At 63.0% G+C, this 22,577-nt stretch carries 21 protein-coding genes; 3 read left to right on the forward strand and 18 right to left on the reverse strand.

Translation table 11 applies throughout. The features are described from left to right. Positions 1 to 39: 39 nt before the first annotated feature. The 5 genes from C8348_RS08190 to rph all read right to left on the reverse strand — a co-directional run bounded on the left by C8348_RS08190 (position 40) and on the right by rph (position 5,477). Positions 40 to 945: a glutaminase gene (locus C8348_RS08190; RefSeq protein WP_106752802.1), complete on the reverse strand. Its 906-nt coding sequence runs from the start codon at positions 943 to 945 to the stop codon at positions 40 to 42. A 108-nt stretch (positions 946 to 1,053) separates the two neighbouring features. Then, the gene (phaZ, locus tag C8348_RS08195; RefSeq protein ID WP_244293966.1) at positions 1,054 to 2,613 is read right to left on the reverse strand and encodes a polyhydroxyalkanoate depolymerase; all 1,560 of its coding nucleotides are present in this window, start codon (positions 2,611 to 2,613) and stop codon (positions 1,054 to 1,056) included. A 344-nt stretch (positions 2,614 to 2,957) separates the two neighbouring features. After that, a complete protein-coding gene (hemW, locus tag C8348_RS08200) occupies positions 2,958 to 4,115 on the reverse strand; it encodes a radical SAM family heme chaperone HemW (protein ID WP_106752803.1) in 1,158 nt (385 codons plus the stop codon). Next, positions 4,112 to 4,753, reverse strand: coding sequence for an RdgB/HAM1 family non-canonical purine NTP pyrophosphatase (gene rdgB / locus C8348_RS08205; RefSeq protein ID WP_106752804.1), 642 nt, complete (start codon positions 4,751 to 4,753; stop codon positions 4,112 to 4,114). Before rdgB ends, hemW begins: the two co-directional genes overlap by 4 nt. 10 nt (positions 4,754 to 4,763) lie before the next feature. Further along, positions 4,764 to 5,477: a ribonuclease PH gene (gene rph, locus C8348_RS08210; protein ID WP_106752805.1), complete on the reverse strand. Its 714-nt coding sequence runs from the start codon at positions 5,475 to 5,477 to the stop codon at positions 4,764 to 4,766. Between the two features lie 188 nt (positions 5,478 to 5,665). On the opposite strand from rph, the gene hrcA reads away from it, so the two are divergent. Further along, positions 5,666 to 6,712, forward strand: a complete 1,047-nt coding sequence (gene hrcA, locus C8348_RS08215) for a heat-inducible transcriptional repressor HrcA (RefSeq protein WP_106752806.1) — start codon at positions 5,666 to 5,668, stop codon at positions 6,710 to 6,712. A gap of 45 nt (positions 6,713 to 6,757) precedes the next feature. Beyond that, entirely contained in the window at positions 6,758 to 7,573 is an 816-nt protein-coding gene (locus C8348_RS08220; RefSeq protein WP_106752807.1) for a molybdopterin-synthase adenylyltransferase MoeB, read from the forward strand. Positions 7,574 to 7,627: 54 nt separating this feature from the next. On the opposite strand, the gene trpB is transcribed toward C8348_RS08220, so the two are convergent. The 7 genes from trpB to sdhC form a co-directional block, all read right to left on the reverse strand. Continuing rightward, the gene (gene trpB, locus C8348_RS08225; RefSeq protein WP_106752808.1) at positions 7,628 to 8,863 is read right to left on the reverse strand and encodes a tryptophan synthase subunit beta; all 1,236 of its coding nucleotides are present in this window, start codon (positions 8,861 to 8,863) and stop codon (positions 7,628 to 7,630) included. A 15-nt stretch (positions 8,864 to 8,878) separates the two neighbouring features. After that, positions 8,879 to 9,538, reverse strand: coding sequence for a phosphoribosylanthranilate isomerase (locus C8348_RS08230; RefSeq protein ID WP_106752878.1), 660 nt, complete (start codon positions 9,536 to 9,538; stop codon positions 8,879 to 8,881). A gap of 147 nt (positions 9,539 to 9,685) precedes the next feature. After that, on the reverse strand, positions 9,686 to 10,468 hold the full coding sequence (locus C8348_RS08235) for a succinate dehydrogenase iron-sulfur subunit (RefSeq protein WP_106752809.1): 783 nt from the start codon (positions 10,466 to 10,468) through the stop codon (positions 9,686 to 9,688). A 55-nt stretch (positions 10,469 to 10,523) separates the two neighbouring features. Then, complete coding sequence (locus tag C8348_RS08240; RefSeq protein ID WP_106752810.1) at positions 10,524 to 11,369, reverse strand: FkbM family methyltransferase; 846 nt, start codon at positions 11,367 to 11,369, stop codon at positions 10,524 to 10,526. Positions 11,370 to 11,378: 9 nt separating this feature from the next. Continuing rightward, positions 11,379 to 13,205 carry a succinate dehydrogenase flavoprotein subunit gene (gene sdhA / locus C8348_RS08245; protein WP_106752811.1) on the reverse strand — a complete coding sequence of 609 codons (1,827 nt, stop codon included), beginning with the start codon at positions 13,203 to 13,205 and terminating at the stop codon, positions 11,379 to 11,381. 5 nt (positions 13,206 to 13,210) lie between these two features. Beyond that, positions 13,211 to 13,594 carry a succinate dehydrogenase, hydrophobic membrane anchor protein gene (sdhD, locus tag C8348_RS08250; protein ID WP_106752812.1) on the reverse strand — a complete coding sequence of 128 codons (384 nt, stop codon included), beginning with the start codon at positions 13,592 to 13,594 and terminating at the stop codon, positions 13,211 to 13,213. A gap of 10 nt (positions 13,595 to 13,604) precedes the next feature. Further along, positions 13,605 to 14,003 carry a succinate dehydrogenase, cytochrome b556 subunit gene (gene sdhC / locus C8348_RS08255; RefSeq protein ID WP_106752813.1) on the reverse strand — a complete coding sequence of 133 codons (399 nt, stop codon included), beginning with the start codon at positions 14,001 to 14,003 and terminating at the stop codon, positions 13,605 to 13,607. Positions 14,004 to 14,245: 242 nt separating this feature from the next. On the opposite strand from sdhC, the gene C8348_RS08260 reads away from it, so the two are divergent. Further along, complete coding sequence (locus tag C8348_RS08260; protein ID WP_106752814.1) at positions 14,246 to 14,950, forward strand: aquaporin; 705 nt, start codon at positions 14,246 to 14,248, stop codon at positions 14,948 to 14,950. Positions 14,951 to 15,006: 56 nt separating this feature from the next. Here C8348_RS08260 and C8348_RS08265 read toward each other — a convergent pair whose 3' ends face one another. The 6 genes from C8348_RS08265 to C8348_RS08290 form a co-directional block, all read right to left on the reverse strand. After that, complete coding sequence (locus C8348_RS08265; RefSeq protein WP_106752815.1) at positions 15,007 to 15,684, reverse strand: sulfate transporter family protein; 678 nt, start codon at positions 15,682 to 15,684, stop codon at positions 15,007 to 15,009. A 69-nt stretch (positions 15,685 to 15,753) separates the two neighbouring features. Then, positions 15,754 to 16,362 carry a recombination mediator RecR gene (gene recR / locus C8348_RS08270; RefSeq protein ID WP_106752816.1) on the reverse strand — a complete coding sequence of 203 codons (609 nt, stop codon included), beginning with the start codon at positions 16,360 to 16,362 and terminating at the stop codon, positions 15,754 to 15,756. A gap of 67 nt (positions 16,363 to 16,429) precedes the next feature. Further along, positions 16,430 to 16,750, reverse strand: coding sequence for a YbaB/EbfC family nucleoid-associated protein (locus tag C8348_RS08275; RefSeq protein ID WP_106752817.1), 321 nt, complete (start codon positions 16,748 to 16,750; stop codon positions 16,430 to 16,432). 56 nt (positions 16,751 to 16,806) lie between these two features. Continuing rightward, positions 16,807 to 17,886: a tryptophan--tRNA ligase gene (gene trpS / locus C8348_RS08280; protein ID WP_106752818.1), complete on the reverse strand. Its 1,080-nt coding sequence runs from the start codon at positions 17,884 to 17,886 to the stop codon at positions 16,807 to 16,809. A gap of 112 nt (positions 17,887 to 17,998) precedes the next feature. Beyond that, positions 17,999 to 19,567: a murein biosynthesis integral membrane protein MurJ gene (gene murJ / locus C8348_RS08285; protein ID WP_106752819.1), complete on the reverse strand. Its 1,569-nt coding sequence runs from the start codon at positions 19,565 to 19,567 to the stop codon at positions 17,999 to 18,001. Between the two features lie 10 nt (positions 19,568 to 19,577). Continuing rightward, positions 19,578 to 22,382, reverse strand: coding sequence for a [protein-PII] uridylyltransferase (locus tag C8348_RS08290; RefSeq protein ID WP_106752820.1), 2,805 nt, complete (start codon positions 22,380 to 22,382; stop codon positions 19,578 to 19,580). Positions 22,383 to 22,577: the final 195 nt, after the last annotated feature.

A 22,577-nucleotide genomic window follows, 5' to 3' on the forward strand; every position in this document is an offset into this window, starting at 1 on the left:
CGGGACATATTCGTCCCGCATGGACCAAGGTCCGGCGGTCTAGCCAAAGACCGACCAGCCGGTCCGACGGGCGAACACTTCCATGGCCTCCGTGCCGAGCAGGGAGTTGCCATAGCGGTTCAGTCCGGGCGACCATACGGCGATTGAGGCCCGGCCCGGTGCAATCACGAGGATACCGCCGCCAACACCGCTCTTGCCGGGAAGGCCGACCCGAAAAGCAAAATCGCCCGAGCCGTCATAATGCCCGCAGGTCATCATCAGCGCATTGATGCGGCGGCGTCGATCCCGGCTGAGGAGACGCGGAAACCCAGCCCCCTCGATCAGGAAACGGCCGGCCAGCGCAAGCTGGCGGCAAGTCATGTCGATGGCGCACTGGTGGCAATAGGTGCCCAGCACCTTGTCCGGACTGTTATGGAGATTGTCAAAGGCGGCGAGATAATGCGCCAGTGCGAAATTGCGATGCGCGGTCTCCAGCTCCGACCGGGCCACATCGTGGTTGATGTGAATGCCCTCATCATCTGCAGCAGCCCTGACAAAGCGTAGCAGATGGCCCAGTGCCTCGCGCGGTGAGGACAACGCAAGATAGGTGTCCGTGGTGACAAGGGCACCGGCATTGATGAAGGGGTTGCGCGGAATACCTTCCTCGCGTTCCAGCAAAAGGATGCTGTTGAAGCTCTGGCCAGAGGGCTCACGGCCAACGCGTCGCCACAGCTGGTCCCCGACCTTGCCAAGGGCCAAAGCCAAGGCAAAAACCTTCGAGACAGACTGGATGGAAAACGGCGTATCAGCATCACCGGCCACATGAACTGACCCGTCGGCCAGCGCTATGGCCATGCCGAACTGCTGCGGATCAATCTTGGCGAGTTCCGGAATGTAATCTGCCACCGAACCACGATCTGGCCTGGGCCCAAGCGTTGCGGCGATTTCGTCGAGTAGATCCTGCATCACGCCAAGAGTGCTCCTGTTGTCCGGCGGACCGGACAACAGCAACGCGCTTGACGCAAGGGAAAAATTTGCGGCATGGCCCCGGCGGTTTCGCCGCCGGGCCAGTCCTCAGTCGACTGTTTCAGACAGACGGCGAGCCTGTTCGATCCACTGGTCGCGGGCCATGCGGCCACGAATGTCAAGGCGTGCGTCGAGAGCCTCGATCTGCGCCTCGGTCAGCCCGGCGATCTGCCAGAAGTGAAAGATCCCTGCCTCGTTCAGCGTCTTTTCCAGCTTCGGACCCACACCCGTGATTGCCTTCAGATCATCTGCGACGCCCTTCGGCTTCGACAACAGGATCTTCGCCAACGGATCAGACGGGGTGGCGCGTGGAGTCTTGGCTGCGGCTGGTGCCACACCACCAGGCGAGGCAGGGGTCGATGCCGGGGTCGAGGCCGGGGTCGAGGCTGCTGCCGCGCGTGCCTGTCTCGCACGATTGTCCTGAGAGTGGGTCAGGATGAAGTCGATCATCCGCGGGGCGATTTCAGAGCGGAACCGCGAACCGTTGAAGACGCCATAGTGACCAACCGCCGGCTGCTCGTAATGGACCTTCATATCGTCCGGCAGCGAGGAGCACAGATCATGGGCCGCACGGGTCTGGCCACGGCCGGTGATGTCGTCTTTCTCGCCTTCAACGGTCAACAGGGCCGTATTGCGGATCTTCGAGCAATCGACCGGAGTGTCCCCGTGCATCATCGTGCCATTCGGCAGCGAGTGATCGATGAACACCGTTTCGACAGTCTGAAGATAGAACTCGGCCGTCAGGTCCATGACGGCGAGATACTCGTCATAGAAGTCGCGGTGCTTCTCGGCGTTGTCGCCATCGCCCTTGACCAGGTGCTGGAAGAAGTCGCGATGCGCAATCAGGTGACGGTCGAGGTTCATCGACATGAAGCCGGACAGTTGCAGGAAGCCGGGATAAACCTCGCGCATGGTGCCGGGATGCGGGAACGGCACCGTCATAATGACATTGCGCCGGAACCAGTCGATGCCCTTCGACATCGCAAGATCATTCACGGCGGTGGGCGCCACGCGGGTATCCACTGGACCGCCCATCAGGGTCATCGTGGATGGGGCAAGCGGATCCTCGCGACCTTCCATGACGGCAACAGCGGCGAGAACCGGGACAGACGGCTGGCAGACGGCGACGACATGCGTATCCGGCCCCAGGTGATGGATCATCGCGATGACATAGTCGATGTAGTCATCAAGATCGAACTTGCCATCGGCAAGAGGCACCATCCGGGCATCGATCCAGTCGGTGATATAGACGTCGGCGCGCGGCATCATGGCCTCGACGGTACCACGCAGCAATGTTGCGTAGTGGCCCGACATCGGCGCGACGATGAGGATCTTCGGGTCTTTTCGCGGCCGTTCGAGCGCGCGCTCGAAATGGATCAGGTTGCAGAACGGCCGGCTCCAGACGACACGTTCATGCACCGGAACACGCGTGCCGCCGACAAGCGTCGTCGGCAGGCCGAATTCGGGTTTGCCATAGCGACGGGTTGTACGCTCCAGCACTTCACAGGCGGCCGCAATCTGACGCCCCATCTGGGTATGGGTCATCGGGTTGAACGGGTTCTGGAAGTAGAGCCGGGTTGCATCGGCAGCAGCGCGCATGGGCGCCATCGCCGCGTGGTTGAGCTCATAGAGATGATAGAACGGCACCAGTTCCAATCCTCTTCGCTGACCGGGTACGCGGAACGCACCTCAGGTTCTGGCATTGCAGCAGGATAGGCCGAAGATTCACGCCTCTTCAATAGCCGGTTTGGATATAGCTTGTGCCCAGCTTGTTGATTATTCGTGAAGAACAAGTCGCCCCAGCCAATATAATGGCTTCTATTTCAGCGTCACAGTATGCCGCAATGCAGCATGACAATAGGGGTAAAGTCGTTTAGCTTGAAGCAGTTAGCCGGGTAATGTGACAAGCCGCGCGCATCTTCCATGACAGGTGGCACCCCGGTTGCGCGGGCTCAGGCAGCAAGATCGGCGACGACCGCATCAAGCACAAAAAATCCATCCCGGGTCGCGCGCAGGCGGTGATTTCCGAGCATTTCAACCATGCCGTGCTCCAGCAGGGCATCCAGTCGACGCGGATCGATCCGGCGACTGGCCAGTTTCTCATAACGCAGCAGATCGACGCCTTCGACAAGGCGCAAGCCCATCAGCAGGTATTCATCCCCCTGCTCCTCGTCATTGAGCGGCATATCCTCGACCATGCCATGTCCGCGTTCCTCGACATGGGACAACCAGGTTTCCGGATGGCGTTCGATGGCCGTGGCCCGCTTGGTCGCGCCCAGTGACAGGCGGCCATGGGCCCCAGGACCGACACCGACATAGTCGCCATAACGCCAATAGACGAGATTATGCCGGCATTCCGCGCCGGGACGGGCGTGGTTCGAGACCTCATAGGCCGGAAGGCCATGCGCGTCGGTCACATCCTGCGTCACCGCATAGAACTCGGCGCCGACATCGGGCTCCGGGACCACCAGCTTTCCAGCCTTGTGCAAGGCAAAGAACGGCGTGCCCTCCTCGATGGTCAGCTGATAGAGCGACAAATGATCGGCCGCGAGCGATATCGCCTCGGTGAGCTCCCGCTCCCACGCCGCAACAGTCTGACCCGGACGGGCATAGATGAGATCGAAAGACAGGCGTGGAAACGTCTCGCGGGCCGTCTCGATGGCACGACGGGCTCCGGCCACATCATGCAGGCGGCCGAGGAGCCGCAGGTCCGGATCGTTGAGCGCCTGAACCCCCATGGAAACCCGATTGACCCCTGCTGCGCGATAGCCGCGGAACCGCTCTGCCTCCACCGAGGACGGATTGGCCTCCAGCGAGATCTCTGCATCGGGATCCATCGCCCAGTGACCGGCGATCGCCTCAAGGATCCGCTCGACGGTAGCCGGCAGCATCAGCGACGGGGTGCCGCCGCCGAAGAAGATCGACTGAACGGTGCGGCCGGGCGTCCAGGCGGCGAAATGGGCCAGTTCCCGCTTGAAAGCGGCGACATAGCGCTCCTGATCCACGGCCTGATGGCGAACGTGGGAATTGAAGTCGCAATACGGGCATTTGGCCGCGCAGAACGGCCAGTGCACATAAATCCCAAATCCCCCGTCCGGTGTCGTGGTCATTCCTGCTCCAGACAGGCCTTGGAAAAGGCGGCAAATGCGCGGGCGCGATGCGACAGGCCGGGGCTCGTGCGAGACCAGCCGTGCTTTTCGTCAGAGGTCATTTCGCCAAATGTCCGGTCATGGCCATCCGGCTGGAACATCGGGTCATAGCCGAAGCCCTTCTCGCCGCGCGGCGGCCAGACGATCTGGCCCTCGACCTCGCCCCGGAAGAACTCGGTGTGACCATCCGGCCAGGCCAGGCACAGGACTGCAACAAACGACCCGCGACGCCGCTCCGGCGCGGTGGCGCCAAGCTGCTGCAGCTTTTCCTCGACATTGCGCATGGCCATGGCGAAGTCCTTGGAGGGACCGGCCCAGCGGGCGGAATAGATCCCCGGTGCGCCATCAAGCGCTGCGGCGCAGAAGCCGCTGTCATCCGCGAGCGACGGCAGGCCAGATGCCTGCGCCGAGGCGACAGCCTTCAGCTCTGCATTGGCCTCGAACGTGGTACCGGTTTCCTCCGGCTCCGGAAGATCGAGGTCCCCGGCCGAGACAACGTCATAGCCGTAAGGCGCCAGCAACTCGCGAAACTCGCGCAGTTTACCGGCATTGTGGCTGGCCAGGACGAGACGCCCGGGTTCAAGCTTGCGGTGGGTCATGCCAAAAACCTCACAGGATCGCCATTTTCTGCAGGTCGACCAGACGGGCGATGCCCGACTTGGCAAGCCCCATCAGCGCGGCAAGATCAGCTTCGGAGAAAGGCTCGCCTTCCGCAGTTCCCTGGATCTCGACGATGCCGCCTTTGCCGGTGAAGACGAAGTTGGCGTCGGTCTGCGCGGTGGAGTCCTCGGCGTAGTCAAGGTCAAGCACCGGCTTGCCGTTGTGAATGCCGCAAGAGATGGCAGCGACATGATCCTTGAGGACCTGCTTCTTCACCATTTCCCGGGCGCGCATCCATTCGATGCAGTCATGCAGGGCTACCCAGGCACCCGTGATCGCTGCCGTCCGGGTGCCGCCGTCCGCCTGGATAACGTCACAGTCGATGGTGATCTGGTTCTCGCCAAGGGCCTCGAGGTCGACAACAGCGCGTAAGGAGCGACCGATCAGACGCTGGATTTCCTGGGTGCGGCCAGACTGCTTGCCAGCAGAAGCCTCGCGGCGCATCCGCTCGCCCGTGGCGCGCGGCAGCATGCCATATTCCGCCGTGACCCAGCCGCGGTTCTGGCCACGCAACCAGGGCGGCACGCGATCTTCGAGGCTGGCGGTGCACAGGACATGGGTGTCACCGAACTTGACAAGGCAGGAGCCTTCCGCGTGCTTGGCAAAGCCACGCTCCAGCGTAACGGCTCTGAGTTCGTCGGCAGCGCGCTTGGACGGACGCATGGGCAACTCCCTGAGGTTTGTCCGGAAGCAATCGCCCGGAACTGGCACTTTCGCGCGCTTGTAACTGCTGGCGCGCGCCGACGCAAAGGTCTGCTTGCGCTTGACGGCGGAATTGATCCTATATCTTTAATTTGCAAGGCCATGTCACATGGCCTGTCCGAGGAAACCCAAGTGGGAAAGAGGCAGGAATGGTGAGCTTGAGCGAGCTGGACAGGCGATCTCGCGACATCTTCCGCTCCATTGTGGAGAGTTATCTGGATACGGGTGAGCCGGTCGGATCGCGCAATGTGGCGCGAGGTCTCGGCATGTCGTTGTCACCCGCATCGGTGCGCAATGTCATGGCGGATCTGGAACATCTGGGCCTTCTGTACTCGCCGCACACCAGCGCCGGACGGCTGCCGACCGAGACCGGGCTGCGGTTCTTCATCGATGCACTGCTTGAGGTTGGCGACCTGTCGCGGGAAGAGCGGGAGCGGATCAATGTCCAGGTCCGCGCCACTGGCGGCAAGAATACGGAACAGGTGCTGACTGAAGCGACACAGCTCTTGTCTGGACTGACAAGCGGTGCCGCCGTCGTCCTGACCCACAAGCAGGACATCCGCCTCAAACACATCGAATTCATCCGCATCGAGCCCCTGCGCGCCCTTGCAGTGCTGGTCGGGGAAGATGGCTCGGTGGAGAACCGGATTGTCGAGCTACCCGCAAACCTGCCGTCTTCGGCGCTGGTGCAGGCGTCGAACTATCTCAACGCCCAGATCCAGGGGCGGACCATCGCGGAAGTCCGCCGCGAGCTTGAACGCCTGCGCGAAGCCAACCAGGCGGAGCTGGACCAGTTGACCCAGAAGATCGTCGAGGCCGGGCTTGCGGTCTGGGGCGGGGAATCGGGTGACGGCGACACACTGATCGTGCGTGGCCAGTCCAACCTCCTGACCGAAGTCGGCGCTGCCGAGGATCTGGAACGTGTGCGGCTGCTGTTTGACGACCTTGAGAACAAGCGCGACCTGATCCAGTTGCTCGGCCTTGCCGAAACCGGCGACGGGGTCCGGATCTTCATCGGCTCCGAGAACAAGCTGTTCTCCCTGTCAGGATCCTCCGTCGTGGTCTCGCCCTACCGGGACCGGGAGCAGCGTATCATCGGCGTGTTGGGCGTCATCGGCCCGACACGGCTGAACTATGCGCGCGTCATCCCGATGGTTGACTATACGGCTCGCCTCGTCAGCCGCCTTGTCGGCTGACGCGGCGCTGCCGGCAACCGAAATCCCGCACATCAGGAATGCTCCATGCTGTCGCCTGCCGAACTCGAACGCTATGCCCGCCACATTGTCCTGCGCGAAATCGGCGGACCGGGGCAACAGAAGCTGAAAGCCGCGCGGGTACTTGTGATCGGCGCCGGCGGGCTTGGCTCACCCGTGCTGCAGTACCTGGCCGCCGCAGGTGTGGGAACACTCGGGATCGTCGACCATGACACCGTGTCGCTGTCCAACCTGCAACGGCAGGTGATCCACGACACGAACCAGTTGGGTGAACCGAAGGTGGCCAGCGCGGCCGAGGCCATCGCACGGCTCAACCCTTATGTCGCGGTGGAGCCGCATCCGGAGCGGCTGGGCGGTCACAACGCGTTGTCCCTCGTGGGCGGCTACGACCTCGTCATCGACGGATCGGACAACTTTGAGACCCGGTATCTTGTCTCGGATGCCTGCTACTATCGCAAGAAGCCGCTGATCACGGCAGCGGTGGGCCGGTTTGATGGCTCGTTGACGCTCTTGAGGCCGCATGAGCGGGCGGCGGACGGCACGCCCAACCCGACCTATCGCTGCCTGTTTCCCACGCCTCCGAAAGCGGGCATCGTTCCCTCCTGCGCGGAAGCAGGCGTGGTCGGTGCGCTAACGGGCATTCTCGGCACACTGCAGGCGATGGAAGCGATCAAGGCGATCACGGGCGCTGGTGAAGGCCCGGTCGGCCGGCTGGTGATGTTCAATGCGCTGTCGCTGCGCATGGACGAGATCACCTATCGCTGGTCCCCGAAAAACCCGCTAAGTGGCGAGGCCCCCCTCACCTGGGCGGAGCTGCGGGAGCGGGACGCCCGGGATTTCTGACGGCCATTCGGAGAGGCAACCGGTCCCGACGCAACGCCGGGACCGGTCTTTATCTCAGAGATCGAAGCCCAGCATCTTGCCGACAGTGAAGACGTCCTTGTCGCCACGGCCGCACAGGTTCATGACGATGATCTGGTCCTTGCGCATCTTCGGCGCCAGCTTCATCACCTGGGCCAGCGCATGCGCCGGCTCCAGCGCCGGAATGATGCCTTCGATCTTTGTCAGCAGCTGGAAGGCTTCCATTGCCTCGTCATCGGTGATCGGCACGTAATTGGCCCGGCCGATTTCCTTCAGCCAGGAATGCTCCGGTCCGATGCCGGGATAGTCGAGGCCGGCCGAGATCGAATGGCCTTCCAGGATCTGGCCGTCGGCGTCCTGCAGGAGATAAGTGCGGTTGCCATGCAGCACGCCCGGCTTGCCGGCGTTCAGCGAGGCGCAATGCTCGTCGCCCTCAAGACCACGTCCACCAGCTTCCACGCCCCAGATCTCGACGCTCTTGTCGTCGAGGAACGGGTGGAACAGGCCGATGGCGTTCGAGCCGCCGCCAACGGCAGCAACAATCGCATCCGGCAGGCGGCCTTCAGCGGCCAGCATCTGCTCGCGGGTTTCCTTGCCGATCACAGACTGGAAGTCGCGCACCAGCTCCGGATAGGGGTGCGGGCCAGCGGCGGTGCCGATCAGGTAATAGGTGTTGTCGACATTGGTGACCCAGTCGCGCAGCGCCTCGTTCATGGCGTCCTTCAGCGTGCCGGCACCGGCGGTGACCGGAACGATCTCGGCACCCAGCAGCTTCATGCGGAACACGTTCGGCTTCTGACGCTCCACGTCGGTCGCGCCCATGTAGACGACGCAGGGCAGGCCGAAGCGGGCGCAGACGGTTGCGGTGGCGACGCCGTGCTGACCAGCGCCGGTTTCCGCGATGATCCGTGTCTTGCCCATGCGCATGGCCAGCAGGATCTGGCCGAGGCAGTTGTTGATCTTGTGGCTGCCGGTGTGGTTCAGCTCGTCGCGCTTGAAGTAGATCTTCGCGCCACCCCCGAGGCCGGAGGCCTCAGAAACTTCACGAAGATGCTGGGTCAGGCGCTCGGCGAAATACAGCGGCGATGGCCGGCCGGTGTAATGGGTGTTGAGATCATCGAGCTGCGCCTTGAAGGCAGGATCCGCCTTGGCGTCGTTATAGGCCTTCTCGAGGTCGAGGATCAGCGGCATCAGCGTCTCGGCCACATAGCGGCCGCCGAAGATCCCGAAGTGGCCGCGCTCGTCCGGTCCCGAGCGCAGGGTGTTGGCCATTGTGGTCACGTCTCGTCACTCCTTCACATCTTCCGCCGATCGAACGGCCGCCATAAAGGCGCGGATCAGATCGCTGTCCTTGACGCCCTTGGTGCGTTCCACGCCCGAGGACACATCTACGGCCGGCGCCCCGCTCATGGCGATGGCACGGCCTACATTCTCCGGATCGAGCCCCCCGGAAAGCATGAAGCGGCGCGGCAGGTCAAGCGCCTTGAGGATCGTCCAGTCATAGGGAACCCCGTGACCGCCCGGCACATCCGAGTCCGCCGGCGGCTTGGCATCGAACAGGATCCACTCAGCCACCGTGACATAGGGCAGCGCCTTCTCGGTGTCAGCCTTCTCCCGCACGCCAATCGCCTTGATGATGCGGGTGCGCAACATGATCCGCGCCGCAGCGCAGGCTTCCGGCGTTTCGGAGCCGTGAAACTGGAACAGATCCGGCTTCACCAGCTCGTTGATCCGTTGCAGCCCGGCAAGATCCATATCGACGGTCAGCGCCACGATCTCGGTCTTGCCGCGCGCCATATCCGCCAGGCGGCAGGCATCACTCAGGGACACATGCCGCGGGCTTTTGGGAAAGAACACCAGCCCGATCATGTCCGCACCGGCGTCAATCGCCGTCTGCAGGGTCTCCTCGGTCGATAGACCACAGATCTTGACTGGAATTCTGGACATGACTGCCTGACGTTCGTTCAGCCGCAAGGGCTATGGTCCCGATGCGCGAGCGGCGAGCCTATAGCCCGGCCACGCCGGCTGGAAGCCCAAAAAGAAGGGCAGCCTCGCGACTGCCCCCCAACAATTCCGATGCGCTCCGGCGTCGCGTCAGACGCGGCGCTCCACCAGCATCTTCTTGATCTCTGCGATGGCCTTGGCCGGGTTCAGGCCCTTGGGGCAGGCCTGGGCGCAGTTCATGATCGTGTGGCAGCGGTACAGGCGGAACGGATCCTCAAGGTTGTCGAGGCGCTCGCCCTTGGCTTCGTCGCGGCTGTCGATCAGCCAGCGATAGGCCTGCAGCAGCACGGCGGGCCCAAGATAGCGGTCGCCGTTCCACCAGTACGACGGGCAAGAGGTCGAGCAGCAGGCGCAGAGGATGCACTCATAGAGGCCATCCAGCTTGGCGCGGTCCTCGTGGCTCTGGCGCCATTCCTTTTCCGGGGCCGGCGACACGGTCTTCAGCCAGGGCTCGATCGAGCGGTGCTGGGCGTAGAAGCGGGTCAGGTCCGGAACCAGATCCTTGATCACCGGCATGTGCGGCAGCGGGTAGATCGCAATCGCGCCCTTGCCCACCTCGTCCATGCCCTTGGTGCAGGCCAGGGTGTTGGTGCCGTCGATGTTCATGGCGCAGGAGCCGCAGATGCCTTCGCGGCACGAGCGGCGGAAGGTCAGCGTCGGGTCGATCTTGTTCTTGATGTAGATGAGCCCGTCCAGGATCATCGGACCGCAATCGTCGAGATCGACGAAATAGGTGTCCACGCGCGGGTTGCGGCCGTCATCCGGATTCCAGCGGTAGATCCGGTATTCGCGTAGGTTGGTGGAGCCCTTCGGCTTGTCCCAGACCTTGCCCTCGGTCACCTTGGAATTCTTTGGAAGCGTCAGCTGAACCATTCTCGTCGCTCCGCGTTACGGCGCCGGATGGATGTCCGGGCCAATGGGTTCCCCGTCAGGCCTTCAGGCTGAACAGGATGTTGTCTCTGGTTTCGCCGGCCTGTTCATAGCCAAGGCGCGTGAGCAGGCTCAGGCAGTCCTCGGTCCAATGCGGCCGGCAGTTTGTTTCAAGCAGAATGGCGCGGGGCCAGAGGTCCCGGCTGGTGGTGGAGAGATAGGGCACCAGAACACGGTCCTCAAATCCCTCCACGTCGATCTTCATCACGTCGATCCGTGTCAGTCCGGCTTCAGTCACCACATCGGCCAGGGGGCGCACCGGCACGCGGAAAGCGCTCCAGTTGCCGGCCCACTCGCCCTGGGTCAGGTCTTCGACCAGCGTGGCAAAGCCGGCGTTCGAGGGCTCGCGCCACAGCGACAGTTCGCCGTCCTCAGCGCCCACCGCCGTGCGGGCGATGCGGACATCCGACGCGCCGTTGGCAGCGAGGTTAAAGGCCAGCTTGTCGGCCGTGTCGGGGCTCGCCTCGACGGCCAGAACCTCGGCTCCGCTTGCGGCGGCAAACAGGCTGTAGGTGCCGATGTTGGCCCCCACGTCGACAAAGACACGGTCATTGCCGAGCAGAGGCGCAATCAGCCGGTGTTCCGCCTGTTCGGGCAGGCGGCCCTTGGCCATCATTTTCCGGTCATCGTAATTGCCACCGGGATAGAGGCGGAACTTCAGTCCCTCCACCACGGTGTCATAAGGGCCGGAAAACACCCGGGCGACGAGGCTGCGGATCCGCTTGCGCAGGAAGGCCGACAGGTCGTGCCGGTCCGCCAGCGCCCAGGCAAACTTCACCAGTCCCTCGGCACGGTATGTGCCGAAGGGCGAGGTGATGTCAGGCCGGGCGAGAGCGGCAACCATGGACAGTCCTTAGTAGACGCGCGCCTTCGGCGCGATCTTCTTCGGGTCGATGCCGCCGTCTTCGTAGCGGGTCAGCGGCTCGGTGATCACGGCGCGGTAGTCGAGCTTGACGGCACCGGCTTCGTCGACCCAGGCCAGCGTGTGCTTGCGCCAGTTGACGTCGTCGCGGCCGCCGAGCGGACCATCCTTGTAGTCCTCGCGTGCGTGGGCACCACGGCTTTCCTTGCGGGCCTCGGCGCCGTAGACCGTCGTGATGGCGTTGGCCATCAGGTTCTGCAGCTCGAGGGTTTCGACAAGGTCCGAGTTCCAGATCATCGAGCGGTCGGTGACCTTGATGTCGGACATTTCGCCCCAGATCGCGGACAGGCGCTTGCAGCCCTGTTCCAGGCTTTCCTGGGTGCGGAACACGGCCGCGTCGTCCTGCATGGCGCGCTGCATCTTCTCGCGCAGCACCGCCGTCGGCGTCGAGCCGCTGGCATGCCGCGTCTTGTCGAAGCGGGCCATGATTTCTTCGCAGGACCGCTCGTTCGGCGTCGGCACGGCGCTCTTGGGATCCACGACCTCGCGGGCACGGATGGCAGCAGCGCGGCCGAAGACGACCAGGTCGATCAGCGAGTTGGAGCCGAGGCGGTTGGCGCCATGCACCGAGGCGCAACCCGCTTCGCCCACGGCCATCAGGCCCGGCTGGATGCGGTTCGGGTCGCTCGCCGTCGGGTTCAGCACCTCGCCCCAATAGTTGGTCGGGATGCCGCCCATGTTGTAGTGCACGGTCGGCAGGACCGGGATCGGCTCCTTGGTCACGTCGACGCCGGCGAAGATCTTGGCCGATTCCGAGATGCCCGGCAGGCGCTCGTGCAGAAGCGCCGGATCCAGGTGGTCGAGGTGCAGGAAGATGTGATCCTTGTTCTTGCCGACGCCGCGGCCTTCACGGATCTCGATCGTCATGCAGCGCGACACCACGTCGCGGGAGGCAAGGTCCTTGGCCGACGGGGCATAGCGCTCCATGAAGCGCTCGCCTTCGGAGTTGACCAGATAGCCGCCTTCGCCGCGCGCGCCTTCGGTGATGAGGCAGCCCGAACCGTAGATGCCGGTCGGATGGAACTGCACGAATTCCATGTCCTGCAGCGGCAGACCGGCACGCGCGACCATGCCGCCACCGTCGCCGGTGCAGGTATGGGCGGAGGTTGCCGAGAAATAGGCGCGGCCATACCCACCGGTCGCCAGCACCACCATCTTGGCGGAGAAGCGGTGGATGGTGCCGTCATCGAGGTTCCAGGCGATGACGCCCTGGCACACGCCGTCATCCGACATGATCAGGTCGAGCGCGAAATACTCGATGTAGAACTCTGCGTTGTTCTTCAGCGACTGGCCATAGAGCGTGTGCAGGATGGCGTGGCCGGTGCGGTCGGCTGCGGCGCAGGTGCGCTGCACCGGGGGGCCGTCGCCGTAGTTCTGCATGTGGCCGCCGAAGGGGCGCTGGTAAATGCGGCCGTCTTCGGTGCGCGAGAAGGGCACGCCGTAGTGTTCCAGCTCGTAGACGGCTTTCGGGGCCTCGCGGGCCAGATACTCCATGGCGTCAGCATCGCCGAGCCAGTCGGAGCCCTTCACCGTGTCGAACATGTGCCATTCCCAGCAGTCCGGCGTCATGTTCTTCAGCGAGGCAGCAATGCCGCCCTGTGCTGCAACGGTGTGCGAGCGGGTCGGGAACACCTTGGTGATGCAGGCCGTGCGCAGGCCCTGCTCGGCCATGCCGAGCGTGGCGCGCAGGCCGGCACCGCCGGCACCGACCACCACCACGTCGAAGGTATGTTCGACGAATTCATAGGTCTTGGCCATGTGGGTCAGCCTCCAAAGCCGATCTTGATAACCGCGAACACCGAGCCGAGCCCGACAGCGGCACAGAAGAAGATGTTGGCCATCAGCGCGAGGAACTTCACGCCGTCACCATGGACATAGTCTTCGATGATGATCTGCATCCCGAGCTTCATGTGATAGATGCCGGACAGGATGACGAGCAGCAGCAGGATCGAGATCAGCGGGTTCTTCAGCGTCGCGACCACGTCTGCATGGCTGCCACCCTGCAGGGAAATCACCAGAACCACGAAGAACGAGATCAGGAACACGTTGGCCACCGCGGTGACGCGCTGGCGCCAGAAATGCTCGGTGCCTTCCTTGGCCGAGCCGAGGCCACGGACCTTGCCGAGCGGAGTGCGCATATCGGTCATTCGTGTCTCCTCAGCGAACCATGTAGCCGATGACCCACAGCAGGATCGTCAGCGCAACGGAGCCAATGATGGTTGCCCGGGCCAGCCATTCGCGCGCTTCACGTCCGAAGCCAGCGCCCATGTCCCAGATGAAGTGGCGCAGACCGCCAAGCATGTGATGCACCAGTGCCCAGGTGAAACCGAACAGCACCAGGCGGCCGAGGATCGACCCCATCAGGTCATTCACGAAATCGAAATAGGCCGGGCCGCTGGCGGCGGCAATGAGCCACCAGGCAAGAAGCAGCGTCCCGAAGTACAGCGCTGCACCGGTGATGCGGTGCAGGATCGACATCACCATCGTCAGGATCGGCTTATAGATCTGAAGATGGGGCGACAGAGGGCGGCTGCCCTTCATATCGACATCCGGCATGGACTTTCTCTCCCGTCCGACGCCAACCTTACGTTTGCGTAAACGTAAGCATCAGCTGGCGTTGTCTAAAGGCGTAATAGCGCCAACCAACCCACTCGTCAAAGTATCCTATCGGCCGAACTGGACGATTGTCTTGAACACTGGAGCCAAAAATCGCCCTGTGTTACCGTTGCGTCAAAATAACAAAATTCGCTACCCAACTGACATTTGACGCCTATTATCAGTATTTGGAGTTTTCCAGAATGAAAAAAATGATCGCAGAATTCATCGGTACCATGACTCTTGTGTTGTTCGGGTGCGGTGCCGCTGTAATTGCGGGAATGGGAACAGGTCCGACAGCAATCGACATTCTCGGGATCGCATTTGCTTTTGGCTTGTCAATCGTTGCAATGGCTTATGGCATTGGCATGATTTCAGGATGCCACATCAATCCGGCGGTCAGCTTTGGTGTACTGCTTGCAGGTCGTATGAGCCTATCGGATTTTATTCGCTACGTGATCGCCCAGATCCTTGGCGCTTTGGCCGGAGCTGCGATCCTTGCAGTGATTCTCTCGGACAAGGCCGGCGGCTGGAGTGGCGGTCTGGGCCAGAATGGCTGGGGTGCAGGTTATCTCGGTGAGTATGGTGTAACCGCAGCGTTTGTCTTCGAGGCGGTTGCAACCTTCCTGTTCCTGGTCTGCATCCTCGGTGTGACCCAGAAAGGTGCGCCGAGCCAGTTTGCAGGTCTTGCCATTGGCCTGACGCTGACGGCAATCCACATTGTCGGGATCAATGTCACTGGCGTTTCGGTCAACCCGGCACGGTCCATCGGACCTGCCATCGTCGGCGCTGGCGGCAACCCGGCGGCCGTTGCCCAACTCTGGCTCTTCATTCTAGCACCCATGCTTGGTGCCGCAGCGGCGGGCCTGCTGTTCAAGAGCGGCATCCTGTCGGCTGACACTGAGTAATCTTCTCGATCAGGACCGGGAGTGAAGCTCCTGAAACAAAAGCTCCGGCCAGAATGTCAGGTTGGCCGGAGCGACCGCTGAGCCGCGATGCGCTTGAACAGGTGCATCATGAAGATGGTCGCAAAGACCGGTGTCACGAGGTTGAGCAGAGGGACAGCCAGAAGCCCGGCGATCAGCAACCCACCCATGAACACTGTTCCGGAGTGCGCCTTTCGCAGCGCGCGGGCCTCGACGGGGCTCATGAACCGCGTGGCGGCAAACTCGAAGAACTCGCGGCCGAGCAGGTAGGCGTTGACCACGAGAAATGCGATCAGATTGACGCCGGGAACCAGCAGCAGAATCAGCGCAACAATATTGCCGAGAATGACAACACCGGTGAACTTGACGGTTGCGGCAAGTGAAGCACCCAGCGGCATGGCACGGCCAGGTTGTTCGTGAGCGTAGTTGGTCTGCTCGACAATCGCGGCTACGTCGTCCTGGAACAGTCCGGCAAACAGGGCCGTAACAGGAGCAACCAGGAAGCCAAGGACAAAGATCGCGCCGATGCCCGTCAGGATCGACACCACCGTGTCAAGCCAGGGATAGGGCAGCTCGACATAGCCGGCGACAACGCCCTGCAGGGCGATCCAGATCACCGCAAGAACCGCAATCGAGAAGGCCAGCGACTTGATCAGGATGGTGCGAAAGGCGGGTTCAAACACCTGGCCAAAGGCCCGCAGCGCATCAGACAACATTCGTCCTGGTTCCTTCATTTCGGTCACCGCCCTCACATAGGCAGGCCGACCGGCAATCGCAATGACCGCTCAGAACCGGGTTCGCGCCTTCAGCGCCTGCATCAGCGTGCCTTCATCCAGATGGTCCAGCTCGCCGCCCACCGGCACGCCATGCGCCAGCCGCGTGACGGTGACATCGAGGCCGGCAAGCTGATCGGTGATGTAAAGCGCCGTGGTCTGGCCCTCGACCGTCGCATTCACTGCCAGCACCACCTCGCGGATCGATCCCGCCTCGACGCGTGCAACCAGCGCGGCGATGTTGAGGTCTTCCGGGCCAATTCCGTCCAGCGGCGACAGGGTGCCGCCCAGCACATGGTAGCGGGCGTTGATGGCCCCGGCGCGCTCCAGCGCCCACAGGTCCGCGACATCTTCCACCACGACCAGAACGGTTTCGTCCCGGCCATCGTCGCAGCAGATTGTGCAAGGGTCGCAGGTGTCGACCGTGCCGCAGACCGAGCAGATGCCAACCTTCTCCACCGCCACGCCCATGGCGTCGGCGAGCGGAACCAGCAGCTGCTCCTTCTTCTTGATGAGATGCAGGGCGGCGCGCCGGGCCGACCGCGGCCCGAGCCCGGGCAGCCGTGCGAGCAGCTGGATCAGCCGTTCGATCTCCGGACCTGCGACCTTGCGCCCTGCCATCTCGTGTTCCCTGTGTTCTTGTCCGCACGCGGGCCGGCGCGCGTGCGCCCGGCCCGCAGCCGGTCTGTCAGAACGGCATCTTCATGCCGGCCGGAAGCCCCATGCCACCCATCAGTTCCTGGGTCTTTTCCTGCATCAGGGTCTCGGCCTTGATCCGGGCCTCGTTATGGGCCGCGATGATCAGGTCCTCGAGGATTTCCGCCTCTTCTTCCTTCAGCAGCGACGGATCGATCTTGATCGCGCGGATCTCGCCCTTGCCGGCAATGGTGATCTTCACCATGCCGCCACCCGAGCTGCCTTCGGTCTCGATATTGGCAAAGGCTTCCTGCAGCGAGCCCATCTTCTCCTGCAGCTGCTTCGCCTGCTTCATCATCTTCATGAAGTCCATGGACTGTCTCCTTGTCCGGTACGTGGTGCGATCTCACCCATATGGGGTCGATCCGCTTACCTCACATCCAGAAAGCCGATGATCTTGCGCATGTCGCGCAGCACCGGCTCGGCGATGGCGGAAGCCTGTTCGGCGCCGTTCTTCAGGACGGCGTCGATTTCCGCCGGATCGGCCATCAGCCGGCGCATCTCGGCGTTCAGCGGCGCAAGCCGCTCCACGGCAAGCTCGGCCAGCGCCGGCTTGAACACGGAGAACGGCTGACCGCCGAAGTCGGAAATGATCGCGTCCTTGGTCTTGCCGGCAAGCGCGGCATAGATCGCGACCAGGTTCTCGGCTTCCGGCCGGCCCTTGAGGCCCTCCAGTTCACCCGGCAGCGGCTCCGGATCGGTCTTGGCCTTCTTGATCTTCTTGGCGATCATGTCGGCGTCGTCCGCCAGATTGATGCGCGACAGGTCCGAGGGATCGGACTTCGACATCTTCTTCGTGCCGTCGCGCAGGCTCATCACGCGCGGCGCGGGGCCGGCGATCATCGGCTCGGGCAGCGGCAGATAGATCTGTTCCGGGCTTTCCGGCGACGGCGTCGGATTGGGCGAACCCAGTCCCAGCTCCATGATCCGCTCGGCAAAGTCATTGTTGAACTTCTGCGCGATGTCGCGGGTCAGCTCCAGATGCTGCTTCTGGTCATCGCCCACTGGAACATGCGTCGCGCGGTAAGCCAGAATGTCGGCCGCCATCAGGTTCGGATAGGCGAAGAGACCGACCGAAGCGTTCTCGCTGTTCTTGCCCGCCTTGTCCTTGAACTGCGTCATGCGGTTCAGCCAGCCCATGCGCGCCACGCAGTTGAAGATCCACGCCAGCTCGGCGTGTTCCTTCACCTGGCTCTGGTTGAAGATCACCGAGCGCTTGGGGTCGATGCCTGCGGCGATGAAGGCGGCGGTGACTTCGCGGGTTGCGTTGGTGAGTTCCTTCGCATCGGGGAAGCCGGCCGTGATCGCATGCATGTCGACGACGCAGAAGATCGTCGGCATCTGGTCCTGCATCGGCACCCAGCGCGAGACAGCGCCGAGGTAATTGCCGAGGTGAAGGTTGCCGGTCGGTTGAACACCGGAGAAGCAGCGGGGCTGGAGCGCTGTCATGTAAAGTCCCTGAAACAGTCGGCCGGTTGGAAGGGCCTGAAATTGGGAAAGGCAGGATGCCGCTGGACTTATGGCTTGGCGCCCGCAGCAAGGCAAGCGGCAGCAACGCGCCTCATGCCCCGGTCCTGCGCCGGCGGATCATCCGCGCAAGGCCAATGAGGTCTGCCGCGCCGGTGACCTGCGCCAGACCGGCGAAGACCGTGACCCCGCCGGCCACCAGCACGCCCAGCGCGGCCACACGGATACCCAGCGATGGCCCGGCCAGCGCACCCGCCAAGGCCTCTGCCCCCAGATGAACGCACACACCCATGACGGCGCTTGCCACCCCCAGCAGCCCGATCTTGCGCAGGACCACCAGATCCGGCTCGAAATGCCCGCGCCGCCACAACACCACCCCAAGCGCCAGCGCGTTGACCCAGCCGGCAACGGTCGTCGCCAGCGCGATGCCCACATGCGCCAGCACCGGAAACAGCAGCAACGACAGCACGACATTCACCAGCGCACTGAGTCCGGCAAACCACATCGGCGTCTTCGTGTCCTCGCGGGCGAAATAGCCGGGCGAGAACACCTTGTTCAGCACATAGGCCGGCAACCCAAACGAAAAAGCCGCCAGCGCCGCGGCCGTTCCGCTCACGGCCGCCGCATCGAAGGCGCCGCGCCCGAACAGCACCGAGACGATCTCATCCGGGATCACCACCAGCGCAACAGAGGCCGGCAGCGTCAGTGCGAAGGACAGTTCCATCGCCCCGTTCAGCGTCTTCTGGAACTGCGCATCCTCTCCGGCCCGCAGCTGCCGGGTCAGGCTGGGCAGCAGCACGACGCCGATGGCAATCCCGATGACCCCGAGCGGCAGCTGATACAGCCGGTCGGCGTAGTAGAGCAGCGCATTCGCGCTCGCCTGCGCCGAGGCGATCACCTGGCCAACGACGATGTTGATCTGGGTGATGCCACCGGCAATGAGCCCGGGTACGCCCAGCGTCACCAGCCGGCGCACTGCCGGCGTCAGGCGCGGCCGTGGCAGGGTCAGGCGAAAGCCCAGCCGCTTCATGTCCCACAGCACGACAGCCAGCTGCGCCACCCCGGCAACGGAAACGCCGAGGCAGAGGGTGAGGCCGATCTGCCGTTCCTCGATCACACCGGAGAGGACGATGCCCGCCAGCACGGCAATCATCACCACATTCAGCATCACCGGGGCAAAGGCAGCGGCGGCGAAGCTCTGATAGGTGTTCAGGATGCCCGCGATCAGCGCCAGCATCGACATGAACAGCAGATAGGGAAAGGTGATCCGCGACATCAGCACGGTCAGGTCAAACTTGGCCGGATCTTCCAGAAAGCCCGGTGCGAGGACCCAGACCACGGCGGGCATGGCAATCTCGGCGAGGGCCAGCAGGATGAGCAGCACGAACAGCATGCCGGACGCGATTTCGCCGGCCACCTGCCGCGCCCTCGTTTCGCCCTCCTCCTCCAGCGCCCGCCCGAACAGGGGCACGAACGCCGAGTTGAAGGCGCCTTCCGCAAACAGCCGGCGAAAGAGGTTGGGAAGACGGAAGGCCACAACAAAGGCGTCGGCCACCGGTCCGGCTCCCAGCACAGCCGCCAGCATGGCATCACGCACGAAGCCAAGAATGCGGCTGGCAAGCGTTGCCGCACCGACGGTTGCAAAGTTGCGGATCAGGCTCATTCGCGTTCCATCAGCCAGACGTTACGGGGGCAGGCTCCGGCTTTCCTTCCACCGCCTCGGTCAGCCGCTCGCGGATCGTCTCCTGACGGCTGATGTTGGAGATTTTCTGGCCCGTCAGGTCGGTCACGTAGAACACGTCCACCACCCGCTCACCAAAGGTCGAGATATGCGCGGAGGCGATGTTGAGATTGAGCCCGGCAATCGCCCGGGTCAGCTCGTACAGAAGTCCGGGACGGTCCAGCCCGCTGACTTCCACGACGGTGTAGCTGTCCGACCAGGAATTGTTGACCAGAACCTCGGCCGCCACCCGGAACGCCTTCATGCGCCCCTTCATGTTGGCCTTCTTGGCGATGTGTTCCGGCAGGGGCATCTCGCCCCGCAGGGTTTTCAGGATGATGTCTGTGATGCGTTCGCCGCGCCGGCGCTCGTCGGCATCATCTGGCAACTCGCGGCCAACGAAGATCGAATCCAGCGCGAAGCCATCCGTCGTCGTGTCGATCTGCGCATCGACGATGTTGGCACCGGTGACGAAACACGCCCCGGCAATTGACGACAGCAGGCGCGGATGGTCCGGCGCAAGGATGGTGATTTCCGTAACGCCCTCGAAGGCATGCGTGCGCACCTCGGCGGCAAATTTCTCGTTGCGCGCGTCGGCCCGGCGGATCAGCTCGGCATGGGCAATCGCCCGGTCGATTTCCGCCCGCATCCAGTAGGCGGGATAGTGCCGACCGACATAGGACTGGCGTTCGCTCGTGGTCCAGTGGGTGAGCTTTTCCAGGAGCCGTTCCTTGGCGTCGGTCACCACTTCCTTGCGGCTCAACTGGCTGTGTCCGCCGGTCAGATGCGGCTCGCATTCGTAGTAGAGCGTCCTCAGCAGCTGGCCCTTCCAGCCGTTGAAGACCCCGGGACCAACGGCGCGGATATCGGCAACCGTCAGGATCAGCAGCAACTTCAACCGCTCCAGGCTCTGAACGATCTGCGCAAAGTCATCAATGGTTTTGCGGTCGGAGAGATCGCGCGACTGGGCATAGGTGCTCATGTCGAGATGGTGCTCGATCAGCCAGGCAACGGTTTCGGTCTCGGCCGCACTCAGGCCGAGGCGTGGGCAAACCTTGCGGGCAATCTTGGCACCGGCGATCGAGTGATCCTCGGGACGCCCCTTGGCGATGTCGTGCAGGAACATTGCCACATACAGGACACGGCGGTTCTGGATCGACTTGATGAGCTGGCTGGCTAGCGGATTCTCGCCCTCAGCCCCGCCCCGTTCAATCTCGGCCAGAACGCCGATGGAGCGCAGCAGGTGCTCGTCCACCGTGTAGTGGTGGTACATGTTGAACTGCATCATCGCCACGACCTTGCCGAAGTCCGGCACGAAGCGGCCCAGGACACCGGCTTCGTTCATGGCGCGCAAGGTCGCTTCCGGCTGTGATCTCGATGTGAGGATCGACAGGAACAACCGGTTGGCTTCCGGATTGTCACGCAAGGCTGCGTTGATCAGCGACAGCGAGCGATGGATCAGCTGCATCAGCTCCGGATGCAGGATGTAGTTCAGCCGGTCGGCCACCTGGAACACGCGGATAAGGTTCACGGGATCTTCCCGGAACACCATGTCGCTGGCCGCATTGATTCGCCCGTTCTCGGCGACAAAGCCCGGTGCCTCGCGGATTGGCTGCGCGGCCGGACCGCGCGGGCTCTTCAGCCGCAGCATCAGTCCGGTGAAGCCCGTGCCATGGGGCGACTTCACATGCTGCGCCTCAAGGGCCGAACACAGGATGCGCGTCAGGTCGCCCACGTCCTTGGCGACCAGGAAGTAGTGCTTCATGAAGCGCTCGACGTCCTTCAGCCCGGGATGCTGGGTGTAGCCAAGCCGGATCGCGATCTCGCGCTGGACGTCAAAAGACAGGCGTTCTTCGGGACGACCGGTGAGATAATGCAGATGGCAGCGGACTGCCCAAAGGAAGTCCTCGCATTTGACAAAGAGGTTGTACTCTGCCCGCGACAGCACACCCTTCGACACAAGTTCGGACTGGCGGCGTACGCGATAGTGATACTTGGCGATCCAGAACAGGGTGTTGAGGTCGCGCAGGCCGCCCTTGCCTTCCTTGATGTTCGGCTCGACCAAGTAGCGCGACATGCCCTGCCGCTTGTGGCGCTCGTCGCGTTCGGCAAGCTTTGCCGCAATGAAATCTGAACTCGTGCCGGCCACGACTTCCGTATCGAATTTCGTCTGCAATTCCCGGAACAGTGTTTCCTCGCCCCAGATAAAACGCGCTTCGAGGACCGCTGTACGGATGGTCATGTCGGACCGGGACAGGCGGATGCATTCCTCAAGGTTTCGGGTCGCATGGCCCACCTTGAGGCCAAGGTCCCACAGCATGTAGAGGATGTATTCCACCACCTGCTCACCCCAGGGGGTCTGCTTGTAGGGCAGCAGGAACAGAAGATCGACGTCCGAGCCGGGGGCCAGTGTGCCGCGTCCGTAGCCGCCCACGGCAACCACAGCCATGCGCTCGGCCGTCGAGGGATTGGTGATCCGGTAGACATGCGCCAGCGCGAAATCATAGATGACGCGAATGAGTTCATCCTGCAGGTGACTGAGCCGACGGGCACAGGCGAGCCCGCCACCCTCGCGGTTGAGATGCTCCTGCGCCACCTCGCGGCCAGCCCTCATGGCAGCCTTCAGCTCGGCCAGCGCAGCGGCTCGGACCTTGTTGTCGGTTCCCAGACCATCATAGCCGGCTGTCAGGCTGGTCAGCTTCGCCCGCAAGGCATCAGCATCGATCATGTCGGCAAAATCGGAGGCGGGATAACTCATGGTCCTTTGCGGATCCTTGTCTGTCTGAAAGGCTGTGATTTTCGTCGAGTTCCGGTCGAATTCCAGAAGCTATCGCGGGTCTTGAAGGCGTGACACAGCGCGCCCGCACCGTCTTGCTGTTTGCAGGACAATAGTCCCATCCCGTGTCCACACAAGGCTGCAAGGCCCTGCAGGGGCCGTTTGGTCCGCCAGAAT

Source organism: Pannonibacter carbonis (genome assembly GCF_003012935.1).
In the GTDB taxonomy this organism is placed as follows: Bacteria; Pseudomonadota; Alphaproteobacteria; order Rhizobiales; family Stappiaceae; genus Pannonibacter; species Pannonibacter carbonis.